Source organism: Vibrio sp. 10N.222.49.C9 (assembly GCF_041474985.1).
Taxonomy (GTDB): Bacteria; Pseudomonadota; Gammaproteobacteria; order Enterobacterales; family Vibrionaceae; genus Vibrio; species Vibrio crassostreae_C.
The window spans coordinates 51,721-62,902 of record NZ_JBFRVD010000023.1 but is presented as its reverse complement, the minus strand read 5'-3'; the positions used below and the strand labels follow the sequence as shown (position 1 = coordinate 62,902).

Genomic DNA, 11,182 nt, shown 5'->3' with positions numbered 1-11,182 from the left:
AATCAGTATTGTTCCGCTAGGCTATTAGTTTGGCGGTTTAACAACCCAATCCTTGCAATCAGCTTGGTGCAGGATAGAACTCTAGTTTCTTCCCCTCTACCACTAGAATACAATCCATGTTCGCAGCATGAGCAGCCTGCTTACCTAGGTTCGTATCTTCAAACACAACACACTGCTTTGGCTGCAAACCCATACCAAAACTCGCATCTAAGAAAGTATCCGGATTTGGTTTGTGATTCTTAACGTCTGTTGCTGTCACGAGAATATCGAGCTTACTCAAGATCTCTGTCTTATCCAGTAACTGTTCGGCACTTTTACGTTGACTGCCCGTTCCGACTGCAATCTTCTTGTTACCCAGATGCTCTAACAACAGAGAGTGAGTACAAGGGATAACGTCTCCTTTGTCTTCGATAGCCGCAAACGACGCCATTTTAAACGTAGAAACCGCTTGTGGGTCGAGCGATAAACCGTATTTGCTGTTCACCTCACCGGCTATCTTATAACTCGGCATGCCACCTAAGCTATGCAGCCAAGACGCTTCAAAATGAAAGCCAAACTCTTCAGCCGTTCGCTCCCACGCCTTTACATGTGCAGGCATTGTATCGATCAACGTACCGTCCATATCAAAGATTAATCCTTCATATGCCGTTAAATCTATTTTCATCACTACTACCACTCTTAAATAAAGTTACTGATACCATAACCAATATTCAGTATCATGGCGCCATATTACCGTTCAAAATGGATGTTTATGTTACAAATATCTAACTCTGTTTCGATTCAAGACTGGGAACTCCAGTTAACAGCGATCAGAGCACAAGGAGCCGGCGGTCAGAACGTCAATAAAGTATCGAGCGCGATACATTTACGTTTTGATATCAAGCACTCTACCCTACCTGACTTCTATAAAGAAAAGCTCCTCGCACACAAAGATAGCCGCATCACCAAAGACGGTGTGATTATCATTAAAGCGCAACAGTATAGAACTCAGGAACAAAACCGAGATGATGCTTTAGTGCGCTTGAAAGAATTGATCTTGGAAGCGACAAAGGTTCAAAAAGTAAGACGAGCAACTAAGCCGACGCGTGGCTCTCAGAAAAGACGTTTAGAAAGCAAAAAACAAAGAAGCACCACCAAACAGCTGCGTGGAAGAGTGAGCTGATGGCTTCATGCCCTCAGAGAACACATTACCCTAGAAGTATCTGTCAATTTGACTAACGAATCGATCTATTACGCTGTTTATTTGAAAGAAAGACTACTGCTTCTTTTTGACCGACAAAATCAGCTTGATCAACAACAGGCGCTCTTCGCTGGTCAGCAGACGACTGACCGCAGCTACATCTTCCGCTGTTACTTGTGATGCGCCAACAATATCAAGCACCACATCCAAATCCGTCACTTTTAAGGTTCTAGTGATTGAACGATACTGAGACATCTTGATGTCCGCCTCTCCGCGTTCAATCCTTTGATAGGTTTTTAAGCTCATTCCTGCACTCGAGGCTAACTTTTCTTGAGACAAGTTGGCTTGTTTCCTACGCTCAATCAGCGCCAATATTATGGGTTCTTGTGACATAAGCTCATCCTCAAAAGACAGTTATGTCCTAAATTCAGCAAGAAGCAGACCATATTGACTTGTGATGGTTTACATAAGCCATCAAAGGCATATTATTCGCTTAATAAAACCGTTACGTTTCATAAACCTTCACACTGATATCAGTTGTGAACGTACAGGCTAGGTAACTTGAGTATTCAAGTGTTGGGAAATAATAAAAATTGCATATTGCGAATAAGAAAGACGTCAAATTGGAAATTGCGAATCGCTATACATTGGCATTTCCTTGCATTAGTCACGCATTAGAATCAGACAATCCCCGCCCAGAAATTATTGCAATACAACATAAGCTACTCACGTACAAAGAGGTGTTGCTGCACGGGAACATGTTGGAAGGTAAGGAATTAAAGCAAGCTTTTTCTGCATTGAACGAAAATGAAAAAGGTGTGGCTCAAGGTGGGATTAAAAGCATCAATGCTGCGATAAAAGAGATGGATGAGATTCTAGAAAGATACAGCCGTAAAGCGGTTATCGAGCTGAGTAACTAGTTCTACAAGCAACTAACCAACTGCACACCTGCAAAAGTAAAAAATAAAAAGTCGACGCTATCTTTAAATAAAGCGTCGACTTGTTCAAAACATTGAAGATCTAACGTTTAACTGCTTTTCTAACACCAGCAATCAACATCAGCATCCCTAGCAAACCAAATGAAATACCTCCGCCACTGCTACCAGAGCCAGTTGACGCACTTGTCCCAGCAACAGCAACTCGTTTTGCCTCTGTCGCGGTAAACTGGACAGTTTCCGTGCTATCATTTACCCCTTTAGTTACATCCGTAATCCAATCTTTATAATCATATACCTCTGTAAATACAGATGTTACGCCGATGTCATCACCGCAAGTAGTCGGCCCAAAACTCGTTATACCGACCTGTTCATATGTAGAGCCATTTTTCCAAAACACCGGACCACCAGAATCGCCTTGGCATGTACCCCCGTATAAGCCATTATTCGGTCCGTTACCGTTGAAACAAATTTGTTTATCAGTGACTAACGGACCGAAAACAGCTTTACAATTAAGAGTATCAACATATGTCAGGTCAACTTGTTGTAGCAATGTCGTACCATCAACATCAGTCTCGATGTCACCATGGCCAACTGCAACGAAATCATTCGCAGCATTAAGGTATGTATCAAATTGAGGGATAACAGTTTCAGCTGAGGATTGAAGGTTAAGAGAAGCTTCTAACTTTAAAATCGCAATATCATTTCTTAATAGTTGATTGATACTGTTTGAATAATCCGTTCGATAATACACCTCAGATACTCGTACTTTCTGGATGCTACCGTTAGGGAATAGAGAAGTATCTTCCAATTGAGGAACAACTACCGTGAAAAGTTGAGCATTCTCATCACCATAAATACAGTGTGCAGCAGTCAGTACATGATAGTTATCTAAAATTGTCGCACCACAGTAAGGGCCTGTTGAGTAAACACCGTCATAATCAATACGATCAATGAACAAGCTTGCCATCGAAGGAAATTCCGTGACTGAAGCGTCGCTACCATTCACAATATAGGGTGTTACACCCAAATCAGGAGTACTTTCGTCCGTGTTTTCCGTTGCCATAACACTTGATGTGTAAATTAATGGCGCTAAAAGCCCTAAAACGGCTTTACGAACCGGACTCATTGTATGGTTTACGTTCATAGTTAACTCCTTGTAACCCCTACTACTTATTTACAAAAATGATGAATCGTCACCATAACACGTCACAATCGTGATTATAGTAAGTATTTGTAACGATATCGCCACATATCTCATTTTATAAACGAATTTTAAGTAACCGTTGTTAGTGGGTAACGTTAAAAGCAATACGTTACCAAAGACATACGCTACCAAAATCAAAAAAGCCTACCGTTAGGCTTCCCAATAAAGAGAAGCAAACAATAGGCTTTCATTTAGCTTAGTGGTTTCTCTTAAAAGAGATTAGCCACGATAGTAACGCTGAGGTACGAATGGCATTTTTTCTACTGTCATTGGTAGCTTCTTGCCACGAACTTCAGCGAATACTTCAGTGCCAATAACCGCTAGGTCAGTACGAACGTAAGCCATGGAAACAGGCTTGCCCGCGTTAGGACCCGCAGTACCACTTGTTACAACGCCAATCTTGTTGTCTTCAGCATCGAACAGCTCAGCGCCTTCACGTACTGGTGCTTTAGTCTGACCAACAAGACCAACACGCTTGCGTTGAACGTCTTTAGTCGCGATTTGCTCAAGGATGATATCAGCGCCAGGGAAACCGCCTGCACGTTCACCGTCAGTACGACGCACTTTTTGGATACCCCATAAAAGGCTAGCTTCTACCGGCGTTGTTGTTGTATCTAGATCGTGACCGTACAGACATAGACCACACTCAAGACGAAGTGAGTCACGAGCACCAAGGCCAATCCACTCTACTTCTGCTTCTGATGTTAGTTTACGAGCAAGTGCTTCAGCGTGATCGTTCGGTACTGAGATTTCGTAGCCATCTTCACCGGTATAACCACTGCGGCTTACGATGCACTCTACGCCGTCGATATCGACTTTTTGAACATCCATGAACAGCATGTCTGCAACGCTTGGTTGGAAACGAGCCAGAACTTCAGACGCTTTCGGACCTTGAAGTGCTAATAGAGCGCGGTCATCAATCACTTCCATTTTTACGTCTGCAGGAAGGTGAGCCGTTAGGTGGTCGATATCTTGTGTTTTACACGCCGCGTTCACAACAACAAATAGGTGATCGCCAAGGTTAGCAACCATAAGATCATCCATGATGCCGCCCTGTTCATTAGTAAAGAAGGCGTAGCGCTGCTTACCAGAAGGCAGGTCGATAATATCTACTGGAACCAGAGATTCTAAAACAGCGGCTGCATTTTCACCGTGTAGACGCAGTTGCCCCATGTGAGAAACATCAAAAAGACCAGCAGCGTCACGAGTGTGTAAGTGCTCTTTCTTTACACCTAGTGGATACTGAACTGGCATGTCGTAGCCAGCAAAAGGAACCATTTTTGCGCCGACTTCAACGTGAAGTGCATGCAGAGGTGTTTTTAGTAGGTCTTGATTAGCGTGTTCTTGAGTCATTTTATTCTCCATGAAGCGTTGCAGGCTTTCCAAATCGAATCTGCCGCTTATATCTCTATTTAGAGTCGCCTCTAACGATATGGGTTAACGTTAGAAACAGTAGATAGTAAAAAGTGATGTCTTCTATATAGGCTTTTATTACTAGCGATATAAAAAGAGGCTTCTGTATAAAAGCTATACGACTCACTTTCTAAGAATTCACTTCAGTAAACTTCAATCAACATGAGTAAACCGTGTTCACTATAGTAAACAAGCCTGAGTCAGTTTTACACCCTTAACAAGATTAAAACAGCTCAAAATGTGATATTTAACAATTTAAAAACAACTTTCAGTCGCATACAAAAACGCGATATTGATGCTTTTCACACCAACATCGCGTCTTTTGGCAAACGTTAGAAACAAAAGCAAACGTTTGCATTCACTATAAGAAATTCTAACTTTGTTAACTTATTTTGCAGTCACCCACAAAATCAGTGCATCTTCTGTACTAGTAGAAATCAACATATGCCCCATGTTGGCGTCGTAATACATGCTGTCACCTTCGCTCATGGGTACCGGCTCATAGAATTCTGAGTAGAACATCACATCACCAGAGATCACCATCAAGAACTCCTCACCATCGTGGCGAACCCAATCGTTATACTCTTCAAAGGTGCGTGCTCTCACTCGGCTCTTGAACGGCATCATCTTCTTATTCGAAAGTTCTGTCGCGAGCAGTTCATGCTCGTAAGTCGGAGTTGGGTGAGGTTTGCCCTGACCTGCTTTAGTTAAGTCACGACGTCCTGTGGCAACCTTTTTTCTTGGTGGCTCAAAGAGTTGCGGCATATCAATTTGCAAACCCATAGCCAATTTCTGCATCGCTTGGAACGTCGGTGAGATTTGTTCGTTCTCGATTTTACTCAGCGTAGAGCGCGCCAAACCAGTACGTTGGCTCGCCTCTTCTAACGTAATGCCCAGCTTGCTGCGGATATCTTTAATACGCTGGCCGAGCCTAAGTGGTTCGATATTCTGATCTAACGTCTCTTTCGCCAACGTTAAAGATGGGTACTCATCATAAATGTCTTCTGACATAGGTCCCTCATTCATTTCTTACTTCCTGTCTATTGATTTCATTGTTGCATGAAGCGCTTTGTTGATTAAAGAGCACACAGGGAAATAAAGCGTGCTCCCTGTAGCAAAACGAGAAAATCTGTTTCCTATTGGAAATTTTTGTTGAAAATTGATTTTATCGGAGCTATGTTATCGACTTGTTAGATGAAGAGATGCTACTTCAGCTTGCAGCAAGTGATAGATTTAACATTTGTAAGAGCTGTTTTTTACCCGAAATTTTTGGGAACCAATTCGTGCTGCATTGACCCTACAACGATCGCTTTGACGCTATGGTCGTATAAATAAGAAGCAACGCACTATTTATACACCTATATAACGCAAACGATACCGATGCAGAAATCAACGTAAGACCTAATGGACTATAAAAACAATCACCATTAGCTTAATGAAAGGTCTCGACAATGAACGCTTATCAAAACCATAGCTTAGACAGTTTTTTCTCTACGAACCTATCTGCGACTGACGACGCAGTATTTGCTGGAATCCAAGCAGAGAACACTCGTCAAAACGAACAAATCGAACTTATTGCTTCTGAGAACATCGTTTCTAAAGCAGTAATGCAAGCTCAAGGCACTTGCCTTACCAACAAATACGCAGAAGGCTACCCAGGTCGTCGTTACTACGGTGGTTGTGAGCACGTAGATACAGTAGAAGCTATTGCGATTGAACGTGCTAAACAGCTATTCAAGTGTGAATACGCGAACGTACAACCTCACTCAGGTGCTCAAGCGAACGGCGCAGTTAAACTTGCCCTACTTCAACCTGGCGACACTATCCTAGGTATGTCTCTTGACGCTGGTGGTCACCTTACGCACGGTGCACGCCCTGCGCTTTCAGGCAAATGGTTCAACGCAGTTCAATACGGCGTAGACCGCGACACTCTTGAAATCGATTACGAAGCGGTACGCGCTCTCGCTATCGAATGCCAACCTAAAATGATTATTGCAGGTGGTAGTGCTATCCCACGCGTTATCGACTTCGCTAAATTCCGCGAAATCGCTGACGAAGTTGGCGCTATCCTTATGGTAGATATGGCACACATCGCGGGTCTTATCGCGACAGGTGCTCACCCTAGCCCACTACCACACGCACACGTTGTTACAACAACAACGCACAAAACACTTCGTGGCCCACGCGGCGGTATGATTCTGACGAACCACGAAGACATCAACAAAAAGATCAACTCTGCAGTGTTCCCTGGTCTACAAGGCGGCCCACTCATGCACGTTATCGCGGCTAAAGCAGTGGCGTTTGGCGAAGCACTTGGCCCAGAATTTAATACTTATATTGATTCAGTGATCGACAACGCAAAAGTTCTTGCTGAAGTGTTGCAAACTCGCGGTTGTGACATTGTGACTGGCGGAACAGACACGCACCTAATGCTGGTTGACCTTCGTCCTAAGGGCTTGAAAGGTAACGTAACTGAAGAGGCATTAGAGCGTGCAGGGATCACATGTAACAAAAATGGTATACCATTCGATTCAGAGAAGCCTATGATTACCTCTGGCATTCGTTTAGGTACGCCAGCTGGAACCAGTCGTGGTTTTGGCACTGAAGAATTCAAACTTATCGGTGAATGGATCGGCGATGTACTTGATGGCTTAGTTGAAAGCCCTGAAGGCAACGCTGAAGTTGAGCAACGTGTTCGCAAGCAAGTTAAAGAGCTTTGCAAGCGCTTCCCTCTTTACCGTTAGACCGTTTTTAAGATTTAAATTAAAACCTCATAAATTTTTGGAGAATAAGCAATGGACAATACACTAAAGTTTGCAGACAGCCACGAGTGGGTAAAAGACAACGGTGACGGTACTGTAACTATCGGTATTTCTGAGCACGCTCAAGAGATGCTAGGTGACGTTGTGTTTGTTGACCTGCCTGACACTGACGACGAAATCGAAGCTGGCGAAAGCTTCTCTCTAGTTGAGTCAGTGAAAGCTGCTTCTGATATCTACGCACCAATCTCTGGCGAAATCGTAGAAATCAACGAAGAATTAGAAGATAGCCCAGAGCTAATCAACGAAGAACCTTATGAAGGTGGCTGGATTGTTAAAGTGAAGATGTCTGATGCGTCTGAACTAGACAACCTTAAAGATGCGGAAGAATACCTAAGCTCTATCGAAGAAGACTAATAGGTAACCTCATTACGATAAAGCTGCTCTTTTGAGCAGCTTAATTTTAGGGGCTAGCTCACGGCTCCAGAGAGAAAGTAGAACATATCATGACTGAATTACTTCAAAGCCAATTACTGAAAGACCTGGGTACTCAAAACGAGTTTGTTGCTCGTCATAACGGCCCAAATAAAGCAGACCAGCAAAAAATGCTTGATGCGATCAACGCGACTAGCTTAGACGCTCTGATCGACGAAACGGTTCCTGCACAAATCCGTCTTGAAAAACCAATGACACTTGCTGCGCCACTGAGCGAAATGGACATGCTGACCTCTCTTAAAGAGATCGCTAACCTAAACCAAGTGAAACGTACTTTCATTGGCCAAGGCTACTACAACACATTCACTCCAAACGTTATTCTACGTAACGTTTTAGAGAACCCAGGCTGGTACACAGCTTACACACCATACCAACCAGAGATTTCTCAAGGTCGTCTTGAAGCTCTACTCAATTACCAACAAATGGTAATGGACCTAACCGGTATGGAAATCGCGAACGCATCCCTTCTTGATGAAGCGACAGCGGCTGGCGAAGCAATGACTCTGTGTAAGCGTGCTGGCAAAAGCAAGAGCAAAGTATTCTTCGTTGCTGACGATGTTCACCCTCAAACACTAGAAGTTGTTAAAACTCGTGCTGAGTACATCGGTTTTGAAGTAATGGTTGGTGCTCTTGAAACACTTCCAGAGCAAGACGTATTTGGTGCGCTTCTTCAATACCCTAGTACAACGGGTGAAGTTCGTGACCTAACAGACATCATTGCAAAAGCTCAAGCTAACAAAACACTGGTTACAGTTGCTACTGACCTACTCGCATCTGCTCTACTTAAGCCTGCTGGCGAAATGGGCGCAGACGTAGTAATCGGTTCAGCACAACGTTTCGGCGTTCCTATGGGGTACGGCGGTCCACACGCTGCATTCATGGGTACTCGTGAAAAGCATAAGCGTACAATGCCAGGTCGTGTAATCGGTGTTTCTATCGATACTCACGGTAACCAAGCGCTACGTATGGCAATGCAAACTCGTGAGCAACACATCCGCCGCGAGAAGGCGACATCGAACATCTGCACAGCTCAAGCACTTCTAGCAAACATGGCGTCTTTCTACGCGGTTTACCACGGTGCAGAAGGCCTACGTACTATCGCTCGTCGTACACACCACATGACAGCTATCCTAGCGGCTGGCCTGACTAAAGCGGGTTACGAGCTAACAAACAACAGCTTCTTCGATACCATCACAATCAACTCTGAAGAGAAGACAGATGCACTGTACGCGAAAGCACAAGCAGCAGACATCAACTTGCGCCTTCTTAAAGGTAAGATCGGTATCAGCTTAGATGAAACAACCACAGTCGACGACGTGAACGCATTGTTCGCTATCTTCGAGGTGAAAGAAGACGTTCAAGCACTATCTTCTGACATTGCATCAAACGAATTTGCGGCAATTCCAGAAAACTGCCGTCGTGAATCAGAGTTCCTAACTCACCCAGTATTCAACACGCACCACAGCGAAACGCAAATGATGCGTTACCTAAAACAGCTTGAGAACAAAGACTTCTCACTAACGCACGGCATGATCCCACTGGGCAGCTGTACGATGAAGCTGAACGCTGCTGCTGAGATGATCCCAGTAACATGGCCTGAGTTTGGTTCAATTCACCCATTCGCACCTCTTGATCAAGCAGCGGGTTACACAGCACTAGCAAAAGATCTTAAAGAGAAGCTATGTGAAATCACCGGTTACGACGATTTCTCACTACAGCCTAACTCTGGAGCATCTGGCGAATACGCAGGTCTAATCGCGATTCAACGCTACCACGCAAGCCGCGGTGAAGGTCACCGTAACGTTTGTCTGATTCCAAGCTCGGCGCACGGTACTAACCCTGCAACAGCATCAATGGTTTCAATGAAGGTAGTGGTTGTTAAGTGTGATGAAGATGGCAACATCGACATGACAGACCTAGCAGTGAAAATCGAGAAGCACAAAGACAACCTATCAAGCATCATGATCACTTACCCTTCTACGCACGGCGTATACGAAGAGCAAGTGAAAGAAGTGTGTGAACAAGTGCACGCAGCGGGCGGTCAGGTTTACCTAGACGGCGCGAACATGAACGCTCAAGTAGGCCTAACTTCACCTGGCTTCATCGGTTCAGACGTATCTCACTTGAACCTACACAAAACATTCTGTATCCCACACGGTGGTGGTGGTCCGGGTATGGGTCCTATCGGTGTTAAATCACACCTAGCACCTTTCCTACCAGGTCACATCGAAAACGGTGTACAAGGTTCTGACTACGCAGTATCAGCTGCAGATCTAGGTAGTGCTTCAATCTTACCTATCTCTTGGGCTTACATCGCAATGATGGGCGAACCTGGCCTAACAGACGCAACGAAAGTAGCGATTCTGAACGCGAACTACGTGATGGAGAAACTACGCCCTCACTACCCTGTTCTTTACCGTGGCACTAACGGCCGCGTAGCGCACGAATGTATTATCGATATTCGTCCACTTAAAGAAGACACAGGCATCAGCGAAGAAGATATCGCTAAGCGTCTAATGGACTTCGGTTTCCACGCGCCTACGATGTCTTTCCCAGTAGCAGGCACGCTAATGGTTGAGCCAACTGAATCTGAAGATTTAGAAGAGCTAGACCGTTTCTGTGAAGCGATGATCGCAATCCGTCACGAAATGGCAGCAGTGAAAGCGGGTGAATGGCCACTAGACAACAACCCTCTAGTGAACGCACCGCACACACAAGTTGACCTTTCAGGCGCAGAATGGGATCGCCCTTACTCTCGCGAACTGGCTTGCTTCCCATCGAAAGCAACCAAGAACTCGAAGTACTGGCCAACAGTTAACCGTGTAGACAACGTATACGGCGACCGTAACCTAATCTGTTCTTGCCCAAGCATCGACAACTACGAAGACTAATTTTTGTAGATTTTAGATAAACAAAAGCGAACCACTTGGTTCGCTTTTTTGTTTTTTGATTCCAGATTATATGGCTAATTAAGCATTGACCTTACCGTAAGGGAAAGGTTTAAGGTTGATCTAAACCAACACTGAATTAGGAATCAATTATGGGATGTTGTAACAAAGCACCAAAAGGTGGTGCCCCTCTCGGCTTACTTCTAAAAGTCACGCTTGGGATTGGTCTTTTTGTGTTTCTGCTGGCTTTGTGGCAGTGAGAAGCTTATACGGCGCTAGGTTTAAAGGTGTAATGGATAGCGCCA

10 protein-coding genes are annotated in these 11,182 nt (G+C 44.4%); 5 read left to right on the top strand and 5 right to left on the bottom strand.

The features are described from left to right. Nucleotides 1-58: 58 nt before the first annotated feature. On the bottom strand, nucleotides 59-664 hold the full coding sequence (locus AB4585_RS10635) for a beta-phosphoglucomutase family hydrolase (RefSeq protein WP_372169805.1): 606 nt from the start codon (nucleotides 662-664) through the stop codon (nucleotides 59-61). An 87-nt stretch (nucleotides 665-751) separates the two neighbouring features. On the opposite strand from AB4585_RS10635, the gene arfB reads away from it, so the two are divergent. Then, on the top strand, nucleotides 752-1,162 hold the full coding sequence (gene arfB, locus AB4585_RS10630) for an alternative ribosome rescue aminoacyl-tRNA hydrolase ArfB (protein WP_017059842.1): 411 nt from the start codon (nucleotides 752-754) through the stop codon (nucleotides 1,160-1,162). Nucleotides 1,163-1,255: 93 nt separating this feature from the next. Here arfB and AB4585_RS10625 read toward each other — a convergent pair whose 3' ends face one another. Beyond that, nucleotides 1,256-1,573 carry a helix-turn-helix transcriptional regulator gene (locus AB4585_RS10625; protein WP_017059843.1) on the bottom strand — a complete coding sequence of 106 codons (318 nt, stop codon included), beginning with the start codon at nucleotides 1,571-1,573 and terminating at the stop codon, nucleotides 1,256-1,258. Nucleotides 1,574-1,773: 200 nt separating this feature from the next. Between AB4585_RS10625 and AB4585_RS10620 the strand changes: the two genes are divergently transcribed. Beyond that, nucleotides 1,774-2,100 (top strand): hypothetical protein, encoded by a 327-nt coding sequence (locus AB4585_RS10620; protein ID WP_029236416.1) that lies wholly within the window; start codon nucleotides 1,774-1,776, stop codon nucleotides 2,098-2,100. A 100-nt stretch (nucleotides 2,101-2,200) separates the two neighbouring features. Here AB4585_RS10620 and AB4585_RS10615 read toward each other — a convergent pair whose 3' ends face one another. The 3 genes from AB4585_RS10615 to AB4585_RS10605 form a co-directional block, all read right to left on the bottom strand. Further along, nucleotides 2,201-3,262, bottom strand: a complete 1,062-nt coding sequence (locus AB4585_RS10615) for a trypsin-like serine protease (protein ID WP_136981868.1) — start codon at nucleotides 3,260-3,262, stop codon at nucleotides 2,201-2,203. A gap of 279 nt (nucleotides 3,263-3,541) precedes the next feature. Further along, nucleotides 3,542-4,675, bottom strand: a complete 1,134-nt coding sequence (gene gcvT / locus AB4585_RS10610; RefSeq protein ID WP_017059846.1) for a glycine cleavage system aminomethyltransferase GcvT — start codon at nucleotides 4,673-4,675, stop codon at nucleotides 3,542-3,544. Between the two features lie 447 nt (nucleotides 4,676-5,122). After that, nucleotides 5,123-5,746: a helix-turn-helix domain-containing protein gene (locus AB4585_RS10605; protein ID WP_017059847.1), complete on the bottom strand. Its 624-nt coding sequence runs from the start codon at nucleotides 5,744-5,746 to the stop codon at nucleotides 5,123-5,125. Between the two features lie 440 nt (nucleotides 5,747-6,186). Between AB4585_RS10605 and AB4585_RS10600 the strand changes: the two genes are divergently transcribed. From AB4585_RS10600 to gcvP, 3 genes are all read left to right on the top strand, one after another. After that, the gene (locus tag AB4585_RS10600) at nucleotides 6,187-7,479 is read left to right on the top strand and encodes a serine hydroxymethyltransferase (RefSeq protein ID WP_017072175.1); all 1,293 of its coding nucleotides are present in this window, start codon (nucleotides 6,187-6,189) and stop codon (nucleotides 7,477-7,479) included. A 51-nt stretch (nucleotides 7,480-7,530) separates the two neighbouring features. Further along, complete coding sequence (gene gcvH / locus AB4585_RS10595; protein ID WP_017072176.1) at nucleotides 7,531-7,911, top strand: glycine cleavage system protein GcvH; 381 nt, start codon at nucleotides 7,531-7,533, stop codon at nucleotides 7,909-7,911. Nucleotides 7,912-8,000: 89 nt separating this feature from the next. Next, on the top strand, nucleotides 8,001-10,880 hold the full coding sequence (gcvP, locus tag AB4585_RS10590) for an aminomethyl-transferring glycine dehydrogenase (RefSeq protein ID WP_372169783.1): 2,880 nt from the start codon (nucleotides 8,001-8,003) through the stop codon (nucleotides 10,878-10,880). The last annotated feature ends 302 nt before the right edge of the window (nucleotides 10,881-11,182 follow it).